The organism is Methylobacterium sp. GXS13, from assembly GCF_001455965.1.
GTDB lineage: Bacteria > Pseudomonadota > Alphaproteobacteria > Rhizobiales > Beijerinckiaceae > Methylobacterium.
Genome location: NZ_LKKO01000001.1, coordinates 371,537 through 391,156 on the forward strand (window position 1 = coordinate 371,537; position 19,620 = coordinate 391,156).

Below are 19,620 nucleotides of genomic sequence, written 5' to 3' on the forward strand. Positions count from 1 at the left end.
GTTGCAGGGGACCGGCGGCGTGATTGAGCAATCCGGGAAGCAACTTGGGCCTTCGGCGGAGGCGCGGGCCAGCGCCGTGTCGCCCGGCCCTGTCCATGAACGCTACGAAGCCCTTGTCGCCACCGGTGCGATTGAGCGCGATCCCGCCCAGGCGCAGATGGTACGTGCCCTCGATCGGCTGCTGCAGGACCTCGGACGGCGCAAGCGCGCTAACAAGACCAGTGCGCTCGGTTGGCTGTTCCGGCGCAAGGACGAACCCGAGTCGCCCAAAGGTCTCTACATCTGGGGCTCGGTTGGGCGTGGGAAGACCATGTTGATGGACCTGTTCCACGACGCCGCGCCGGCTCCCAAGCGGCGGGTCCACTTCCACGGATTTTTGGCGGACGCGCATGAGCGCATCCACGCCTACCGACAGGCTCTGAAAGCGGGAACCGTGAAGGGTGATGACCCGATCGGCCCGGTGGCAAACCAACTTGCCGACGAGGCGACCCTGCTGTGCTTCGACGAGTTCACCGTAACCGATATCGCCGACGCGATGATCCTCGGACGCCTATTCGGACACCTGTTCCGACGCGGCGTTACCGTGGTGGCGACGTCCAACGTCGAGCCAGACCGGCTCTACGAGGGCGGCCTCAACCGGGCACTGTTCCTGCCCTTCATCGCGACGTTGAAGGAGCAGGTGAACGTGGTACGGCTCGATTCGCGGACCGATTTTCGCTTGGAGAAGCTCGCCGGCGCGGCTGTCTATCACATCCCGGCTGATGCGGCTGCGCGCATGGCCCTGGACGCTGCCTTCAAAGGATTGACCGGCAGGGAGAAGGGGCGCCCGGCCACAATCCAGGTCCACGGCCGGAACGTGGACATACCCGAGGAGGCGAACGGCGTCGCGCGATTCAGCTTCGACGATCTCTGCCGCAAACCGCTCGGGGCTTCGGATTACATGGCCCTGGCGCAGACGTTCCATACGGTGATCCTCGATGGGATCCCGGTGCTTGGGGAGGCCGAACGCAACGAGGCCAAACGTTTCATCACCCTGGTGGATACGCTCTACGATCGGCACGTGAAGCTTGTGGCCTCCGCGGCTGCCGACGCGCAGGATCTCTACACCGCAGGTTCCGGCCGTGAAGCGTTCGAGTTCGACCGGACCGTTTCCCGGCTCATCGAGATGCGCTCGCGGGAATACCTCGCCCTGCCGCATGGACGGGCGGATTCCGAGGCTTCTGGTGCCAGCACCGGGCTGGTGGAGACGTGAGCGGTCGTTCGGGGGTTGGCTCGATTTTCCGGCTGCGGCGCCCCAATTGGCGTGGCGCTGGACCGTTGGGGCCGTTGCTCGGCTCACCAGCCGCCTTCATCCTGCTGGTTGTGGCACTGGCAGCAGGCACAGCCAATTATATCGCCGGCGAGGCTGACCGGTCTGCTACCGCTCGTGCCAACGCTACCATCGCAGGGGTCGAGCGCCTGCTCTCCGAGGTCAAGGATCTGGAGACCGGGGAGCGCGGCTTCGTGCTGGTCGGCAGCGAGGATTACCTAACGCCCTACACGCTCGCTCTGGGGAAAATCGAAACTGAGCTTGCCGGCCTTGGCGCGACTGCGCAGGAGCCGGTTCGCACAGGCGGTTCATCGCTCGCTGGTCTGGTGGCGCAGAAGCGCGACTTCGCCACTCGAGTGGTGGCCGCGCGACGGGACCGAGGCTTCGACGCGGCCACCGATCTCGTCCGCACCGGCGAGGGCAAGCAGCTTATGGATGCTATCCGAATGGAGGCGTCCGCCCGTCAGGCGATCACGGTGCAGCACCTTGCCGATGTCCAGACCCGGGAGCGCTGGCGCGGGCTGATTTTGTTCCTGCTGTCGGGGATGGCGGCGCTCGCGGCGATCGTGCTTCTCGCCCGCCTTGCCCTGGTGCGGCGCCAGGAATCCCTGCGCATGTCACGTCTGCTCGACGGCGTGCTGGCCAACGCGCCTGTGGGCCTTGGTTTCCTCGACCGAGATCTGAAGATCCGACACATGAACCGAGCGCTGGCCACCATGAGCGAGCGCGGCTTCGGGGCCGATCTTGGCGCCCCGATCTGGGCGATGCTGCCGACCTTGCGCGAGGAGCTCGCGCCCAAGCTCGCATCGGCGCTGGAAGAGGGCCTGGTCTCACCGAATGTGCCGGTGGCGGTTCCGACGCCCTCCGCACCGGGCGGGGTGCGCCAGTTTTCGATGAGTTTCTATCCTTTACGCGGGGAAAGCACGTCGCCAGACAGCGGCCAGGATGTCGAGGGCGTCGGTCTGGTCGTCGTCGATGATACGATCCGCCATCTCGCAGAGATGCGGACCAAGCGCAGCGAGGAGCGGTTCCGCTCGCTGATCGAGGCCAGCGCGGCGATCGTGTGGACGGCTAACCCGGAGGGCGGTCTGCACCGTCGCCAGACCGCATGGACCCGCTTCACCGGTCAGGACGAGGCCACCTATGCCGGTCTCGGCTTCCTCGATGCGATCCACCCGGACGACCGAGCGCATACCCAGGTCGACTGGTCCCGGGCGGTCTCGACCCTCACACCCTACGCCACGGAGCACCGGTTGCGCGCCCGCTCCGGTGCCTACCGCCACATGAGTGTGCGCGCGGTTCCCATCCTCGAAGCCGACGGGACCTTGCGCGAATGGGTCGGCACCCACACCGACATCACCGAGCGCAAGGAAGCGGAAGCTGCGATTGAGGCGGCCCGCGCAGCGGCTGAGGCCGCCAACGAGGCCAAGAGCCAGTTCCTAGCCAATATGAGCCACGAATTGCGGACGCCGCTCTCGGCAGTCATCGGCTATTCCGAGATGGTTCAAGAGGAGCTGGAGGATCTCGGCGAAGCTGACCTGATCGCCGACATGAAGAAGATCGAATCCAACGCCCGCCACCTCCTCGGTTTGATCAACGACGTGCTCGATATCTCCAAGATCGAGGCGGACCGGGTCGAGATCTACGCGGAGGATTTCGATGTCGCCGAGGTGGTCCGCGACGTCGCTGCCACCGTCGAGGGCCTGATCGCCAAGAAAGGTAACGTCCTGGCCCTGGAGCTGGCGGAGAATGTGGGCCACGCCCATACCGACGTGACCAAGCTGCGTCAGTGCCTGATCAACCTGCTCAGCAACGCCGCGAAATTTACTGAGAACGGTCGAATCACGCTGGGTGTCAATCGAACCGTAGAGACGCTGCGCTTCACGGTCACGGATACTGGCATCGGCATGAACGCCGAGCAGGTCGGCCGACTGTTTGAACGCTTCACACAAGCCGACGCCTCGACGACTCGCCGCTTCGGCGGCACGGGGCTCGGCCTGTCGATCACGCGGGCCTTCTCAGAGATGCTCGGCGGGTCGATTGCCGTCGAGAGCCGGGAGGGGGCCGGCACGACCTTCACGCTGACGCTGCCGGTGCAATTCTACGGCGCGGAGGCTGAGCAAGCGGCTCACAGCGGTGACAGCCCAGGCGATCGCCGGACGATCCTGGTGGTCGACGACGATGCCGCGACCCGAGATCTCCTCGCGCGTTTCTTGGAACGGGAGGGATTTTCTGTGGCGGTGGCCGAGGACGGGCGTCGCGGGTTGGAACTGGCGAAAGCCCTGCGCCCCCGGGCGGTGCTTCTCGATGTGACGATGCCGCAAATGGACGGCTGGGCGGTGCTGCGCGCCCTGCGGGCGGATCCCGAGATCGGTGCCACGCCGATCGTGATGGTGACCGTGCTGGACGAGCAGAATCTTGCGTTCTCGCTGGGTGCCACCGACTATCTTCAGAAACCGATCGACTGGGGCAGCCTACGCCACGTCATCGACCGGTTCCGTCCGGTCTCATCGGAGGGGCCGATCCTCGTGGTCGAGGATGAGACGGACGTGCGCGCTCATCTCTGCGCCTATCTCGGTCGGGAGGGGTTTCCCGTGGTCGAGGCCGAGAACGGCCTGCGGGCGCTGGAGACCGTGGAGGCGGAAAAGCCTTGCCTGGTGCTGCTCGACCTGATGATGCCGGAGATGGATGGATTCGGCTTCCTGCGGGCGTTGCGCACCCGGCCGGACTGGCGGGACATTCCCGTGGTGGTGCTCACCGCCAAGGACATCACCGCCGAGGATCGCCGCCGCCTCGCCGGCCAAGCCGACAGGGTGCTCGCGAAGGGGACGACCGGATTGAGTGAGCTTGCCCGCGAATTACGGGCGTTGATGCCGGGATATGCCCCGGCGGACTAAGCGAGTGTAGTCTCAGTCCGCCCCGGCGATCAGATGCCGCGGAACGCGATCACAAGCGCCCCGATGGCGATGCCCCACAAAGCGAGGGTCGACCAGAGTGCGCGACGGCCTTCACTGCGGGTAAAGTGCTCCAGGCGTCGCGCGTCGCCGGTGCCGGCCTCGTCGAGCCGGATCACCACGCGTTTGAGCCGGGTCGCGAGGTCGGGGATGTCGCCGACCAAGTCGGAGACCACACGCAACGCCTCGAAGCCGCTCTGGGCGCGCCCGAGCGGACCGGCGTTCTTGGTGATCCAGCTGCGCACCACCGGCTCGGCGGTGGTCCACATGTCGAGACGCGGGTCCAACGAGCGGGCCACGCCTTCGACCACCACCATGGTCTTCTGCAGCATCACCAGCTCGGTGCGTGTGCTCATGTCGAACAGAGCCGTGATGTCGAACAGGAGGGTCAGCACCTTGGCCATCGAGATCTCGTCGGCGCGCCGCTGATGGATCGGTTCCCCGATCGCACGGATCGCTTGCGCGAAATCCGCCACCGAATGGTGCGCCGGCACGTAGCCCGCCTCCAAATGTACCTTCGCAACCCGGCGGTAGTCGCGCAGGATGAAGCCAAGCAGGATCTCGGCGAGGAATCGGCGCTCGTTCAAGCCGAGCCGGCCCATGATGCCGAAATCGACCGCCACCAGTCGGCCCTCGGCATCGACCAGGAGGTTTCCCTGGTGCATGTCAGCGTGGAAGAAGCCGTCGCGGATGGCTTGCCGCAGGAAGCTCTGGATCACCGTGCGCCCGATCGCCTGAGGATCGTGGCCCGCGGCTGCCAGATCGGCGGCGCTGTGGAGACGCACGCCCTCGATCCATTCAGCCGATAGCACCTCACGGGCGGTCAGCTCCCATTCGGGTTTCGGCACCCGAAAATCCAGGTCGTCCTTGGTGTTCTCGGCAATTTCCGACGCGGCAGCCGCCTCCAGGCGGAAATCCATCTCCATCAGGACGGAGCGGGCGAGGATCTCGACAACTTCGCGCGGGCGCAGCCGCTCAGCCTGTGGCGAAAGAGCATGCACCACCCGGGCCATGAAACGCATGACTTCGAGATCGCGCATGAAGCGCTCACGCACGCCGGGGCGCATAACCTTCACGGCCAGGGCCCGCTGGGTACCGTCCGCATCCTGCACCACGGCTTTGTGGACCTGTGCGATCGAGGCGGCGGCGATCGGTTCGCTGAACGAGACGAACAGCGTGTGAACGGGCTTTCCAAGCGCCGCTTCGACCACCTTAAGCGCGATCTCCTGCGGGAAGGGCGGCACCCGGTCCTGCAGACGCTCGAGATCGGAAGCCGCCCGCATGCCGACAATGTCGGGCCGGGTCGCCAGGAACTGGCCAAACTTCACGTAAGATGGGCCGAGGCGCGTCAGAGCGGCTGACAGCCCTGCGGCCCCGTCACCGAGCTCCCGCCGCTCCAGGGTCCGCCCAAGCTTCAGGGCGAAGCGAAGATGAGCCGGTAGCTCTGACGGATCGACAAGGGCGAGGGCTCCTTCACGGGCCAGGACGAAGCCGACCTGGGCGCCGCGGAACAGGTTGATCGCGGCGCTGATCATGAACGCACCCAGGCTTTCCCCACCTCCACCGCGGGAGAGGGAGGGAGATCGCGCGCACTGACCAAGATCAGGAGACCTTCCAGCCAGAATGGATCGCCACGATCCCGCCGGACAGCGGCCGGTCGGTGACGTGGCGGAAGCCGGCGCGCTCGATCATGCCGCTGAATGCGCCCCGGGTCGGGAATTTCCGGATCGATTCGACGAGGTAGCGGTAGGATTCGGCATCCCCGGCTACCCGGGCGCCGATCCTTGGAATGACGTGGAAGGAATAGGCGTCGTAGATCCTGTCGAGCAGCGGGATGTCGACCGCGGAGAACTCCAGGCACAGGAACCGGCCACCGGGCTTGAGCACCCGGCGCGCCTCGGCAAGCGCGGTCTCGATCCGCGGCACGTTCCGGATGCCGAAGGCGATCGTGTAGGCGTCGAAGGCGGCGTCCGGCAACGGCAGGCTCTCGGCGTTGCCGGTCACGAAGGCGATCCTATCGCCTGCATCCTCGACCTTGTCCTTTGCCCGTTCGGCACCGACGCGCAGCATCGATTCGTTGATGTCGAGCACGGTGACCCGCGTCTTCGGTCCGCCCGCGGCGAGCACCCGGAACGCCACGTCGCCGGTGCCGCCGGCCACGTCGAGATGCGCGAAGGGACGTCCCTTAGGCGGGCGTAGCATGGAGACGAGCTGCGCCTTCCAGGCCCGGTGCAGGCCCGCCGACATCAGGTCGTTCATGACGTCGTAGCGGCGGGCGACCGAGTGGAAGACGCTGTCGACGCGCCCCTGCTTCTCATCAAGCGACACGCGCTCGAAGCCGAAATCCGCGCTTTCGCGCTCCGTCGCCCCGTCCCCGGCCTTCATAGCGCTCCCGATCCTTCAAGTCCGCGCGTCATAGCGAAGGCTGCGCCCATCCGCCATGCGTCCTATCACGCGGGCGGTGATGGATCCTCAGCCGACGCGGGCGCGCAGGGCGTCAGCCACAGCGTTCGCCATGGCGCGGGTGCCCAACGGGTTCGTGCCCTCACCGGCGATGTCGGCGGTGCGGGCGCCGCTCGTGAGCGCGTCCATGATCGCGCCGTCCAACGCATCGGCGGCTTCGCCGAGGCCGAACGAGTAGCGCAGGCACATGGTGAGCGAGCCGATCATCGCGATCGGGTTCGCCTTATCCTGGCCGGCGATGTCCGGGGCCGAGCCGTGGCACGGCTCGTAGAGCGCCCGGCGCACGCCGCTGTCATCCACCGCGCCCAGCGAGGCCGAGGGGAGCATGCCGAGCGAGCCGGTCAGCATCGCGGCGAGGTCGGACAGCACGTCGCCGAACAGGTTGTCGGTCACCAGCACGTCGAACTGTTTGGGCCGGCGCACCAGCTGCATGGCGCAATTGTCGGCCAGCACGTGCTCCAGCTCAATGTTGGCGTAGTGCTCTGCGTGGACCTTGGTGACGACTTCCTTCCACAGGACGCCGGACTTCATCACGTTGTGCTTCTCGGCCGAGGCCACGCGGCCGGAGCGCTTGGCCGCCAGATCGAAGGCGACACGTGCGATCCGCTCGATCTCGCCGGTGGTGTAGACCTGCGTGTCCACCGCCCGCTTGGAGCCGTCCGGCAGGGTGGTGATCTCCTTGGGTTCGCCGAAATAGACGCCGCCGGTCAGCTCCCGGACGATCATGATGTCGAGGCCCTCGACCAGCTCGCGCTTGAGCGCGGACGCGTCGGCCAGCGCCGGGTAGCAAATCGCCGGCCGCAAATTGGCGAACAGCTCGAGATCCTTGCGCAGGCGCAGCAGGCCGGCCTCCGGGCGGTTCTCGTAGGCGACGCCGGCCCATTTCGGGCCGCCCACCGCGCCGAGCAGGATCGCGTCCGCGGCGCGGGCACGCGCCAGGGTCTCGTCCGAGAGCGGGCTGCCATGCGCATCGAGGGCGCAGCCGCCGACGAGATCGGTCTCGGTCTCGAAGGTCGCGAGCCCGGTCTCCTTCAGGGCGTCGAGCACGACCTGCATGCCGCCCGCGACCTCCGGGCCGATCCCGTCGCCGGGCAGGAGCAGGAGCTTGTAGCTGGCCATGACGGTCTCGCGGGTTCTCTCTCGACGTGCCGGCGGGCTTTATCGAGGGCGGGCCGCGCTTGGCAAGGCGGCGGCGCTAGACCGCCCTTGTGTTTCCGCGACGCGGGCGCTACCTCTGCCGCCCACCGTGCGGGTGCCGCATCACGCCGTCCGCGCTTCACCCGGGAGAGACGAGCCTTGGCCAGAGCCGGCTCAGCGACCGAGACCGCCCACGCCGCTCCGCCGGCGCCGCGGTCGCGTGCGCGCCTCGCCGGGCTTCGTCTTCCGCTTCTGCTTACCCGCCCCTGAGGGCCGTCCGGGCGCGCGCGCCTGGGCCTTCAGGGGATTTTATGAACTCGCGAACCTCGCCCCTTTTGGGCTCCCCGCCGCCCCGAGCCTTCCGCCGGGCGGCCCGCGACAGGGTAACGCCATGACCACGACCACCAGCAGCACCACCGCCCGCGAACGCATCGTCATCTTCGACACGACCTTGCGCGACGGCGAGCAATGCCCCGGCGCCACCATGACCCACGACGAGAAGCTGGCGGTCGCCGAGCTCCTCGACACGATGGGCGTCGACATCATCGAGGCCGGCTTCCCGATCGCGTCGATCGGTGACTTCGAGGCCGTGTCGGAGATCGCCCGGCGCACCAAGCGCGCCACCATCGCGGGTCTCGCCCGCGCGATCCCCGCCGACATCGCCCGGGCCGGCGAGGCCGTGCGGCACGCCCAGCGCGGGCGGATCCACACCTTCGTGTCGACCTCGCCGATCCACCTCGCGCACCAGATGCGCAAGACCCAGGACGAGGTCCTCGAGATCATCCTGAAGACCGTGGCCCAGGCCCGCGACCTCGTCGAGGACGTGGAATGGTCGGCCATGGACGCGACCCGCACGCCGATCGACTACCTGTGCCGCTGCGTCGAGGCGGCGATCAAGGCCGGCGCCACCACGATCAATCTGCCCGACACGGTGGGCTACGCCACACCCGCCGAGTACCGTGACATGTTCGCGTCGGTGCGCGAGCGGGTGCCGAACGCCGACCAGGCAGTCTTTTCCGTCCACTGCCACAACGATCTCGGCCTCGCGATCGCCAACTCGCTCGCTGGCATCGAGGGCGGCGCCCGGCAGGTCGAGTGCACGATCAACGGCATCGGCGAGCGGGCCGGCAACGCGGCGCTCGAAGAGATCGTCATGGCGCTGCGCACCCGCGCGGATGTACTGCCCTACGAGACCGGCATCGAATCGACCATGCTGACCCGCGCCTCGAAGTTGGTGAGCCACGCCACCAACTTCCCGGTGCAGTTCAACAAGGCGATCGTCGGCCGCAACGCCTTCGCGCACGAGAGCGGCATCCACCAGGACGGCATGCTCAAGAACGCCGAGACCTACGAGATCATGACCCCGGCCTCGGTCGGGCTGACCAAGACCTCCCTGGTGATGGGCAAGCATTCCGGCCGGGCGGCCTTCCGCTCCAAGCTCGACGACCTCGGCTTGCACCTGTCTGACAATCAGTTCCAGGACGCGTTCGAGCGATTCAAGGCCTTGGCCGACCGCAAGAAGCATGTCTACGACGAGGATATCGAGGCGTTGGTCGACGAGAACCTCGCCACGGCGCACGACCGCATCCGGCTGGTGTCGCTCTCGGTCATCGCCGGCACACGGGGGCCGCAGCGCGCGACCCTGCGCATCGCCGACGAGACCGGCACGCGGATCGAGGAGGCGGACGGCAACGGGCCGGTGGACGCGGTGTTCAACGCCATCACCGCACTGGTGCCGCACAAGGCCGAGCTGGAGCTGTACCAGGTCCAGGCCGTCTCCGGCGGCACGGACGCCCAGGCCGAGGTCTCGGTACGCCTGCGCGACGGCGAGCGCAGCGTCACCGCCCGCGGCGCCGACCCGGACACGCTGGTGGCCTCGGCCAAGGCGTATCTCTCGGCCCTGAACAAGCTCGCAGCCCACGCGGTGCGGGTTCATGCACAGCACGCGGCGGCGGAATAGCAAAAAACCTGCGTTCGGGGGTGGACAGCCCCCGGATGCGTTGGTATCAGCCCGCCACCCCGGACGGACTTGGTGGCCACCGGGGCGGATCGCAGATGCGATCGGGCGCATAGCTCAGTTGGTAGAGCAGCTGACTCTTAATCAGCGGGTCCTAGGTTCGAACCCTAGTGCGCCCACCAAGAATTTCTGAAGATCTCCGATAACCGAAATGACGGACCGCAGCCGCGGTTATGATCGGTCGGACAGGCGGCTGCAGCGGTCGGCACCGCTGGATCGGACCGCGCTCATGTCGGTGCACATCAAAATCAAAACTTGTGCGATAGGGCGAAGGGCAATATCGCCTGGCTGTGCAATCTAGATTTCGGAACTATCTCCGCCTGAAGATGGTCTAGCCGTCGATCTAAGACGGCTGAACTCGGAGATGTGTCGGTTGGTTCGTTTCGCCTCGATTGTTGCCGCGGCAGGGGTCGGCGCCCTGGCAATGAGTGGGTCAGCCTGGGCTGGCCCGGAGATCACCCTCGCGGCGATCGCCACGGGCCGGCTCTACATCGTCGGGACGACGGAGCGTCCACACATGCCCGTGGTGCTGGAAGACAAGTTCCGTACCGAGTCGGACGATAAGGGCAGGTTCCAATACGAGCTCGTCTATCATCCAGCTCGCTGCATTGTTACCGCGACCATGGACGGCAAATCCGTCGAGGCGGTCGTCAGCAATTGCAGCCAGCGTTGTGAGGTCGTCCCGCAGAGCGCCGGGACCGGTGCGACCCCTGCAGCCGCGTCGCTGCCGGCCATTCCGGGACGATCGGAGCTTCCCGCCGCTGTGGGGCTGCAACAGCCAACACGATCGCCGCAGTCCAACAAGGCTACCGCCGCGCCTCCGCCGGCCAACGCCGGTGCCGCTGCATCTCCACCGGCTGCGACAGCCCCATCAAAAAAGGTTCAGATCGAGCGGCCTCCACGGCCACCGCATCGACCCGCCACCCAAGCGCCGGCGCAGGCCCGGCCGGTGCAACCTGTAAAGCCAGCGCGAAAGCCTCGGCCCTCGCCGCAGGAAGCGCCAGACGACACGGGGCCACCGATCGCGGATTGATTGGACGCGCCGTCGCGGTTGAAGCGTCAGCGAAAGCGGTGGCACGCGATCGACCTCGGTTAACAGTCGCGCTTTTCAAGACTCAGGACCCGTTGTCGGTCTCCTGGGGTGCAGTCGTCTGCCGTCAACGGGCACGCTGGGAAGCGGGCGTCCGGCGCCTCGGCTTTCGAACATCACCGTGTGGCGTGCATTACGCTTTGCTGCACCGCACTCCGCGGCAGATGCTGAACGTCTGCCCCCTTGCGGTGACGGTGGCAATACCCACCGTCAGCCGGAGGTTCGGATCCGCTGCGAGCGTGTCTCACTACAGACGTCGAGCCCAAGGCGAGAAACCGCCTGCGATTCTTAGGTGTGCCAGAACACGCCCATTTTAGAAACTTGGGCATACATCAGGGCCACGCCGCGAACACAGTCGCGGACCTGATGGAGTCTAAAAATGACCTTCGCGACCCGCTTAATCATGGCCGCCACTGCGACGATCACCGCCGTCGCGATCCTCGCCGGCACTTATGTGCAGGCCATGGGCCTCGCCCTTCCGTCTCATTTCCTCTGATGTCCGCGATCGAGCCGTCGAAGCATCCGGTGCTCCGTCGCTTCGAACAGAAATGTACTCTGCGTCCTGGGTGCAGGCGATAGTCGCAGGCATAAACTCGGTCATCAACGGCGCTGAGAGGGTTGCCGATGCCGTCAAGCTATCCTCTACGCGGTCGTGATCTGCATTGGGGATGGGGCCCGCTCATCCTTTCGGGCAACGAACGCCTTCGCAAAAAATCGTCGACCCCCGAATTGTATGAACGCAAGTGCTGTCGATGCCACAACGTTTGCAATCTACGCCAACGGCGTTTGATCGGCCCCATGGCTTGCGAAACCTGTGGTCTGGTACTGCCCATCGCGATCGAAGAGTTGGTTGCCGCGCTCCCAGATGCCGTACGCAACCGAGCACTCCGGATACGGATTGGCCGTGACCGGGGCCCGGCGGTCTCGAGCGTGACGCGTTTCGTCGCTGGTCACGGTCAATAAACGAGCCGGTACCGTTACGGCACAGCCCTCTCGACTTAGATCCTGATTCAGTCTCAAGCGGTCCGGCCGCCGTCATACCGGTCAAGGGATGAGCGTCGGCGAGCCCATATGTGATCCCGCACCCGATCCGGTCACGCCCAATACCGTGCTGCCGGCATCGTCAGCGAAGAGCAGACCGGTGTAAGCAGCAATCACCAGCCCGTCCAGCCGACCGCGGGCCCGTTTGTCTGCGTTTACGAAGCCGGTGACGACGTCCAGAGTTATGCCAGCGGGCTTGCAGTACTAAAACGGGACAAAGATCATTTGATAGCCGTTGAGTGAATCGCAGTTCCAGCCGCCGTGTTCGCCCACAAACGCACCCCTTCGGCGTGCTTGAGGCAAACCGGTGCCTGCTGTGAATGCTATCCCAAGCGCGGCGAAATGCGGGCTCGGCGAGGAGTCCGGCATTATCGCCTGGGCTGTGTCGTTTTCTAAAACCCGCGTTCGGCACCACTATTGCCGAGACGGGGTGGTATCGCCATTTCTTGTGTCATTCGTAGACAGCCGGCGAAGTGCAGTTCAGGATTGAGCCGATGGCCGCTGCATCAATAGAGAAGCCGCTCGATGTCGGGGGCCCGATGAGCCGTCGAGCAGCTGCGCTCGCGAACATCAAATGGTTTCGCGCCCTCGCTTGGCGCGTGCTACGCGATGGCGGCCCCCAAGCTGACCTACGCGCTGCCAACGCCCGCGCGGCGGCGCGCATCATTCTCCGCCAGGCGAAACGCGACGCGCTCGTGAAGCAAATGGCGTGGGAGGCTCTGCGGGGGGACCGAGTATTGCCATGACGCCTGCTGTCGTTACGGCGCCGACGGGGATGTAGCTGCCATTGCACGCGTCCGCGTTCAGTATCAACCGATGCGGCAGAAGTCGGTCGGTCGCGTATTGATAAAAGATGGGTCAGCTGCGCACGGAAAGCGTTGGACAAGCAATCTTATGTGTCACGTCCTGTCGAAATAAGACAGCTTGTCGCCGCGGCTCTCGTTCGCCGAATTTCAAAAACGCAAAGTCGGGGCTGCCGTCGGAGGTTATGGTCGGTCTTCGACAGCCCCATTCTAAGTCGATTAGCGCTTGAACTTACCGTCGTACTTGAACTCCGGCGCGGACTTCAGCTGATCTTTAGTTGCGCCGATGATGGCTTTCCACTTCTTGGCGTCGGCATCATAGCCGAGGGCCACGGAGGAAGGCGAGACGGCGACGTAGTGCTCGCCCATGCCGAGGAAGCCGCCGACAGAGATGATGTATCCAACCAGCTTATCGTGGACGATCGCCAGATCCTTGATTTCGCCGACAGTGTTGTTCGCCGCGTCGGTGATGTTGAGGCCGATCAGGTTGTAACTCAGCACCGCGTCCTGCGGCACACTTTCGAACTTGGGGGCGACTGTCGGAGGCGTGTCGTTGGCAGCGAGGGCAGGCCCGGCAAGGGCGGTTACGGCGAGAGTAGCGAGGATGAGGCGACGCATCGAGATCTCCGGCGGCCCGGGATGGGCGCGGATGAATGACGCATCGACGTCCATCGTTCCGACACCTCGCAGAAATGTTAATGCGCGGAACATGAAATTGACTTTGGACATCCGCGAGCAGTCGCGATTGTACCGCCCGACGGCCGGGACAGTTCGGCCGGACTGAGCCCATACCGTCCCTGGCCAGGAGCGATTCACGAACGCATGTCCCAGTGATGCGGTTCGAGTGCGGGCGTGATGAAACGAGCGAAGGTTTCAGCGGCATTGCCGGAGCATGCGACCGATACGGTCGCGATCTTCCGTCAGACGGGCGCTTGGATCGACGGAATGATCGGCGTCGCGATCTTCAGCGCCTCATTGGTTGCGACTCGCCTGGCCCTCACCGGTATGGATGCGCTGTTCCTCAGCGCAGCGCGTGCAGCGTTAGCAGGGCTGGCAGGTGCGGCCGCGCTGTTGATCATGCGGGAAAAGTGGCCGCGCGGCAGCGACGCCGGCGCGCTCGCCATCGTGGCCAGCGGCGTCGTGGTGGGGTTTCCGGTCCTGACCGCGCTGGCGCTCCGAACCGTTAGCGCGGCCCACGGCACCGTCTTCGTCGGCTTGCTGCCGCTCTCGACGGCGCTGTTTGGCGCCTTGCGCTCGGGGGAGCGTCCATCGGCAGCCTTCTGGGTCCTGTCGGTGCTGGGCGCGCTCGTGACGGTGGGCTTCGCCGCCCGCGGGCTTGACGGACCGCCCGGGCCGGGGGATGCCTTCATGCTTGCGGCGATCCTAGTCTGCGGGCTCGGCTACGCCGAGGGCGGAATCCTGGCGCGGAGGCTCGGCGGCTGGCAGGTGATCGCCTGGGCGACCGTCCTGTCGCTGCCGCTCTCCCTGCCATTGGCGCTCGTGCTGAGCCCCGCCAATCCCGAATCGATCCCGCTCCCGGCCTGGGCCGGCCTTGGCTATGTCGCGCTGTTCAGCATGCTGATCGGATTCGTGTTCTGGTACCGGGCGCTCGCTCGGGGCGGCATCGCGGCAATCGGCCAGCTCCAGCTGCTGCAGCCGTTCCTGGGGCTGGGGATCGCCGCCCTGGTGCTCGGCGAGCGGATCGAACCCGCAATGATCGCCGCGGCCATTCTCGTCGCCGCTTGCGTCGCCCTGGCGCGACGCTTGGCGTAAGTTGAGCGTTCAGCCAGCCTTCGCCACCACCTCGATATCCCGGTCAAGCCCGCTCTCAACCTTGAACTCGCGCGTGTACACTTGGCCATCGTGGCGGGCGATCAGGACATAGTCGCCCTCAGCCAAAGTTACTTGCGGGAAGGCGCCGATCGCCTCGCGAATCGTATCGCCGCCGGGCGTTAGGACCGAGAAGGCAGTGCCCGCATAGGCCTCGGCCCCGGGCGCCTCCACGAGCTTCAGCGTGACGGTCGCGGCACGGTGATTGAGAGTGGCCTCGGTTACCTTGCCGTTCTCGACGCGCAGATCAGCGCGCTGGATTGCGTTGGACTCCCCGTAGGTCGAGACGACGTGATACGTACCTTCTGGCAGGCGCAGGATCTCGCCCGCCTTGATGCCTGACCGAACGAGGCGGCCCTCGGAATTGGTCCCCACCGGCACGAACACCGAGAACGAGACCTGGGCGGGCGGAATCTTCTGGTCACCGACGGCGCCTGCGAGCTTCAAGGCGCCGGCCGCGACCCGGAGTGTGTCAGTGGCGGGTTGACCGCCCATCACGATCCGTTTCGAGGCGCTTGCGAAGCCGTAAGTCACGGTTGCCACGTAGGCGCCCGGGGGGAGGGTAAAACTTGGCTCTGCTTCGGTGGAACGGCCCACGATCGATGGCCGGGTGCCGTCACCACGATCCTCGTAGATCCGCCAAGCCAATCCCTGGCGCAGGGGCACGCCCGCCCCAGACAGGAGTGCCGACAGGGAGAGCTGGGCCTCCGGCTCAGCCGGTGGCATGCTGGGCGGCAGAGTCGGGCTGGTGATCGATGGGGAGGGCAGGGGATCGCCGAGGCGGTTCTGAAACACGCCCTGCTGCGCCGGCACGTTCGCCGGCAGGAGATGGGCCGGCAAGAGGATTGCCACCGCCATCGCTGCAAGCCTCACGCGCATCGGTCGAATCCTCATCAAGCCTCAGTTGGTGCCCGCCTGTGCCTTCGGACCATGGCGGCGGCAAGGCCGCATGCTCTTCCACCAGCGGGCCCTGCATGCCACATCCGGGGCCCGATTTCCCGGCGGGACAGGACGCATGAACGCCACCCTCGACCTCTTGACGACGCGCCGCTCGGTGCCGCCCCTGTTGCTCGACGGCCCTGGGCCGGACCAAACCCAACTCGAGACGATCCTGACCGTCGCCTCCCGGGTGCCCGATCACGGCAAGCTGGCGCCCTGGCGCTTCATCGTTATCGCGGATACGGCCCGGGAGCGGGTCGGCGAGACCATTGCGGCGACGTTCGCGGCTGACAATCCCGAGGCGCCCCCCGAGCGATTGGCCCAGGAGCGCGGCCGCCTGATGCATGCACCGGTCTCCGTCGCGGTGGTTTCCCGCGTCGGGCCACATGTGAAGATCCCCGAATGGGAGCAGCTGCTCTCGGTGGGTGCCGCCACGATGAACCTGGTGATCGCGGCCAACGCCTCCGGCTTCGCCACGTCCTGGCTGACGGAGTGGTACGCCTACGATCGCCGGGTGCTGGACGCGCTGGGCCTCGCGCCGTCCGAGAAGCTCGCCGGCTTCGTGCATATCGGTCGGGCGCGCGAGGTGCCGTCCGATCGGCCACGGCCGAGTCTTTCCGAGATCGTGACCTATTTCTGATCTGATTGGTCTCAGAAGGCGCACCCGTGCATTACGATCTTGATGTCCCGCGCGAGGCGCGCACCCTGCCGCACAGCCCCCTGAAGGCGATCGTGGCGCCGCGGCCCATCGGCTGGATCAGCGCCATGAGCCGGGAGGGCAAGCTCAACCTCGCGCCCTACTCGTTCTTCAATGCGGTGGCGGACAACATGGTGGCGTTCTCGTCCTCGGGCCGGAAGGACGCCATGACCTTCGCGGAAGAGGGGGCCGAGTTCGTCTGCAGCCTAGCGACCTGGGATCTGCGCGACGGAATGAACGATTCCTCGGCGCCGCTGCCGCGCGGCGAGAGCGAGTTCGCCTTCGCCAAGCTGGAGACCGCCCCCTCGCAGAAGGTGCGCCCGCCTCGGGTCGCAGCTTCGCCCGCCGCCCTCGAATGCCGGTGGCTACAGACCGTCCCGCTGGTGCCGCTCGGTGGCGGCGAAGCCGAGAACTTCCTGGTGATCGGGCAGGTGGTGTCGATCTACGTCGACGAGCAATTCGTCTCGGACGGCATGGTCGACACGGCGGCGATGCATCCGATCCTGCGCGGCGGCTATTTCGATTACTTCCGCGCCACTGCAGACAACAGGTTCCAGATGCGCCGGCCGAAGGGCGCCGCCGAGTTCACCGGGTCCTGAAGCCGGATCCCGCAGTGCAGCTTCGATTGAGGAGTTGTTTACCATAAGCAGCGCAAGTTCTCGGTGTCCTCAGACCCCGTGCGCGCCCGGATGTTCCTGTTCACCACACCGTCCAGCCCACCGGAGAGCAGCCCGCCCGCCCAGGCGCGGGCGGCGGCGGGCTCGGCCGCCTCCGGGCCGGTGGTCCAGGCGATCCGCGACGGCGCGATGGCGAGTGGCGCCGGCTTCGACTACCTCCTGGCGACGGCCCGGCGCGAATCTGCCCTCGACCCCGCCGCGAAGGCCAAGCCGTCCTCGGCCACCGGCTTGTTCCAGTTCATCGAGCAGACCTGGCTCGGGGTGATGAAGAATGCCGGGCCGAAGCTCGGCCTCCAGGCGCATGCGGACGCGATCACCCGGCAGTCGGACGGGACCTACACCGTTCCGAATCCCGACCAGCGCCAGGCGATCCTCGACCTGCGGCGCGATCCGAAGATCTCCGCGACGCTGGCCGGCGCCCTGACGCAGCAGAATTCCGATGCGCTCGCCGTGGCGCTCGGGCGCGAGCCCACCTCGGGCGACCTCTACGCGGCGCATGTCCTGGGGGCGAAGGGCGCGGCCGCGCTGATCTCGACCGCCCGCGCCTTCCCGGCCCGCGCCGCCGCCCTCGATCTGCCGGAGGCGGCCGCCGCCAACCGGGGGCTGTTCTACGACCGGACCGGCCGGCCCCGCAGCGCCGCCGAACTCTATGCCAGCCTCTCGGCCGCCGCGCAGGGCGCCGCCGCCACGGACCTGACCGCCTTGCGCCAGGACGGCGCCCCGGCGACCCAGGCGGCCACGGCCTATGCCAGCACCGCCACGGCGTTCGGCGGTACCGCGGACCTGCGCAGCCTGTTCCAGACCGACCAGCGCGGGCCGGCATCCGACGCGACGGCGCGCCTATGGCAAGCCCGCAATGCGGCGCCGCCGAACCAGCACGCCCCGCCGACCTATTTCCCGCGTTCGGACGCCGAGGCCCCGCAGAGCGTCGCCGCCATCGAGCCGACGACCACCGCCGCTCTCGCCGAACCGGCACCGACCCCAGCCGGTGCCGCCCTCGTCAACCCGCCGCTGCCGCCCCGCCGCCCGACCGAACTCGCCGGCGCGGGATCCACCCCCGGCATCAGGACCAACCTGTTCGCCCCCCGGAGCGGCCCATGATCATCCGCGAATTCCTGGCCTGGACCCAGAACGCCTCGGCCGGAAGCAGGGCCGAGGCCACCACGGCGCTGGCGCGGGCGTACCTCTACGGCGACCTCTCCGCCGATGAGGCCTGGGAAGCCAAGACCGCGCTACTGTCGCTGCTGGACGACCCGTCACCGGTGGTCCGTCGGGCGCTCGCCGAGACCTGTGCGGCCTCCGCGCGGACGCCCCGGCCCCTGGTTGTCGCCCTGTCCTGCGACGTGCCCGAGGTGGCGCGCTTGGTCCTGGCGCGCTCCCCAGTGCTGACCGATGCGGATCTGGTCGATGCCGCGGCGTTGGGCGACGAGACCACACGGGCGGTGATCGCCGCCCGCCATCATCTCTCGCATTCCGTCTCGGGGGCTTTGGCCGAGATTGGCGAGCTGGATACCCTGGTGGTGCTCGCCGGGAACCCCACGGCGAAGATCACCGCCGGCCGGATGCTGCGCATGATCGAGCGCCGCGGCGGAGAAGCCGCTCTTCGTGAAGCGTTGCTCCGGCGGTCCGATCTGCCACCCGAAGTGCGCTACGCCATCGGCCTCGCGGTGGCCGAAGCCTTGTCGATGTTCGTCACCGCGCGGGGCTGGCTCGGCACTGAGCGTTGCGACCGGATGCGCCGTGAGGCGAGCGAGCGCGTGGCGTTGGAAACCTGTGATGGATCCGGTGCCGCCGGGGTGGCACGCCTGGTGACGCATCTGCGCACGACCCATCAGCTCACCGCCGGCCTAATCCTGCGGGCCGTGCTCTCGGGCCGGACCGACTTCGTGCAGGCAGCACTCGCCGACCTGTCGGGCCAGGATCATGTCGGGATCGCCCGGGCCATGCGGGATCCCCGCTCCTTTGCCGAATTGCACCGGAAGGCCGGGCTGCCGGATGCGCTGTTGCCGGCGATGCAAGCGGCGTTGGTCGCGCGGCAGACCGTCGATGGGCGGATCGGGTTCCACGGGGCTGGGTTGTCGCGTCGGGTGATCGAGTCTGCCATCGACGCTTGCACCGATCTGCCGGCGCCGGAGATGCATGCTGTGGTCGCCCTGCTGACCCGCTACGAGACTGAGGCCGCCCGCGACGAGGCTCGGGAAGTTGCCCTCGCCATCGCGGCCGAGGCAACAGCTCGAGAGGCGGCCCGCCGCGACGCAGAGGCTGCCGATGCCGCTTGGCGGGCCGCGCTGAACAGCCAACGGTGTAAGACTTTCAATGCATCTCAGGATACCGTCCAAGTCGTCGCGATGGCGCCGAGCGAAACGCCCGATCCGGTAATGATCGAGCCAAAGGTCGTTGCGGATTCGGCAGTCGAACCGGTGATGGCCGAACCGACCAACCCGGTGAGCGCGATCTTGGATGCCCTGCCCGAGCAGATCCTGGCCTGGTACCGTACGGAGCCTCAGGAAGAGGATCCCGAGGTCCAGGTCGCCATGCAGGAGGTCCTCGACGGGCTCGGCGCCGATCTGCTGGAACATTTCCGGGCCAGCCGCGGCTCGGCGGATACCGGATCGAACGAAGGTATTCGGATCGCGGCCTGACCCTAGCGACGCTGCGCTCCG

The 19,620-nt window shown here is 66.9% G+C and carries 13 protein-coding genes and 1 tRNA gene; 9 read left to right on the plus strand and 5 right to left on the minus strand.

The features are described 5' to 3' along the window. The first annotated feature begins 19 nt into the window (after positions 1–19). Both zapE and AO398_RS01890 read left to right on the plus strand, forming a co-directional pair. Positions 20–1,252: a cell division protein ZapE gene (gene zapE / locus AO398_RS01885; RefSeq protein ID WP_058190586.1), complete on the plus strand. Its 1,233-nt coding sequence runs from the start codon at positions 20–22 to the stop codon at positions 1,250–1,252. A gap of 74 nt (positions 1,253–1,326) precedes the next feature. Next, the gene (locus tag AO398_RS01890; RefSeq protein ID WP_244498635.1) at positions 1,327–4,206 is read left to right on the plus strand and encodes a response regulator; all 2,880 of its coding nucleotides are present in this window, start codon (positions 1,327–1,329) and stop codon (positions 4,204–4,206) included. A gap of 29 nt (positions 4,207–4,235) precedes the next feature. Here AO398_RS01890 and ubiB read toward each other — a convergent pair whose 3' ends face one another. The 3 genes from ubiB to leuB form a co-directional block, all read right to left on the minus strand. Then, entirely contained in the window at positions 4,236–5,798 is a 1,563-nt protein-coding gene (gene ubiB, locus AO398_RS01895; protein WP_058190306.1) for a 2-polyprenylphenol 6-hydroxylase, read from the minus strand. A 67-nt stretch (positions 5,799–5,865) separates the two neighbouring features. Continuing rightward, positions 5,866–6,648, minus strand: coding sequence for a bifunctional demethylmenaquinone methyltransferase/2-methoxy-6-polyprenyl-1,4-benzoquinol methylase UbiE (gene ubiE, locus AO398_RS01900; RefSeq protein WP_058190307.1), 783 nt, complete (start codon positions 6,646–6,648; stop codon positions 5,866–5,868). 87 nt (positions 6,649–6,735) lie between these two features. Continuing rightward, positions 6,736–7,845 (minus strand): 3-isopropylmalate dehydrogenase, encoded by a 1,110-nt coding sequence (leuB, locus tag AO398_RS01905; RefSeq protein ID WP_058190308.1) that lies wholly within the window; start codon positions 7,843–7,845, stop codon positions 6,736–6,738. 409 nt (positions 7,846–8,254) lie between these two features. On the opposite strand from leuB, the gene AO398_RS01910 reads away from it, so the two are divergent. Continuing rightward, on the plus strand, positions 8,255–9,823 hold the full coding sequence (locus AO398_RS01910) for a 2-isopropylmalate synthase (protein ID WP_058190309.1): 1,569 nt from the start codon (positions 8,255–8,257) through the stop codon (positions 9,821–9,823). Between the two features lie 103 nt (positions 9,824–9,926). Next, positions 9,927–10,002: transfer RNA gene (locus AO398_RS01915), tRNA-Lys, on the plus strand. A 3,031-nt stretch (positions 10,003–13,033) separates the two neighbouring features. Here the strand turns inward: AO398_RS01915 and AO398_RS01920 are convergent. Then, positions 13,034–13,432 (minus strand): PRC-barrel domain-containing protein, encoded by a 399-nt coding sequence (locus AO398_RS01920; protein WP_058190588.1) that lies wholly within the window; start codon positions 13,430–13,432, stop codon positions 13,034–13,036. Positions 13,433–13,759: 327 nt separating this feature from the next. On the opposite strand from AO398_RS01920, the gene AO398_RS01925 reads away from it, so the two are divergent. Further along, entirely contained in the window at positions 13,760–14,587 is an 828-nt protein-coding gene (locus tag AO398_RS01925; RefSeq protein ID WP_058190589.1) for a DMT family transporter, read from the plus strand. A gap of 9 nt (positions 14,588–14,596) precedes the next feature. Here AO398_RS01925 and AO398_RS01930 read toward each other — a convergent pair whose 3' ends face one another. Further along, positions 14,597–15,523 (minus strand): hypothetical protein, encoded by a 927-nt coding sequence (locus tag AO398_RS01930; RefSeq protein WP_082643088.1) that lies wholly within the window; start codon positions 15,521–15,523, stop codon positions 14,597–14,599. Between the two features lie 136 nt (positions 15,524–15,659). Between AO398_RS01930 and AO398_RS01935 the strand changes: the two genes are divergently transcribed. The 4 genes from AO398_RS01935 to AO398_RS01950 all read left to right on the plus strand — a co-directional run bounded on the left by AO398_RS01935 (position 15,660) and on the right by AO398_RS01950 (position 19,599). Beyond that, positions 15,660–16,223, plus strand: coding sequence for a nitroreductase (locus tag AO398_RS01935; RefSeq protein ID WP_058190311.1), 564 nt, complete (start codon positions 15,660–15,662; stop codon positions 16,221–16,223). A 26-nt stretch (positions 16,224–16,249) separates the two neighbouring features. Next, positions 16,250–16,879: a flavin reductase family protein gene (locus AO398_RS01940; protein WP_058190312.1), complete on the plus strand. Its 630-nt coding sequence runs from the start codon at positions 16,250–16,252 to the stop codon at positions 16,877–16,879. 90 nt (positions 16,880–16,969) lie between these two features. After that, complete coding sequence (locus tag AO398_RS01945) at positions 16,970–18,058, plus strand: hypothetical protein (protein WP_058190313.1); 1,089 nt, start codon at positions 16,970–16,972, stop codon at positions 18,056–18,058. Beyond that, positions 18,055–19,599 (plus strand): DUF2336 domain-containing protein, encoded by a 1,545-nt coding sequence (locus AO398_RS01950; protein WP_058190314.1) that lies wholly within the window; start codon positions 18,055–18,057, stop codon positions 19,597–19,599. The genes AO398_RS01945 and AO398_RS01950 overlap by 4 nt, the downstream gene beginning before the upstream one ends. The last annotated feature ends 21 nt before the right edge of the window (positions 19,600–19,620 follow it).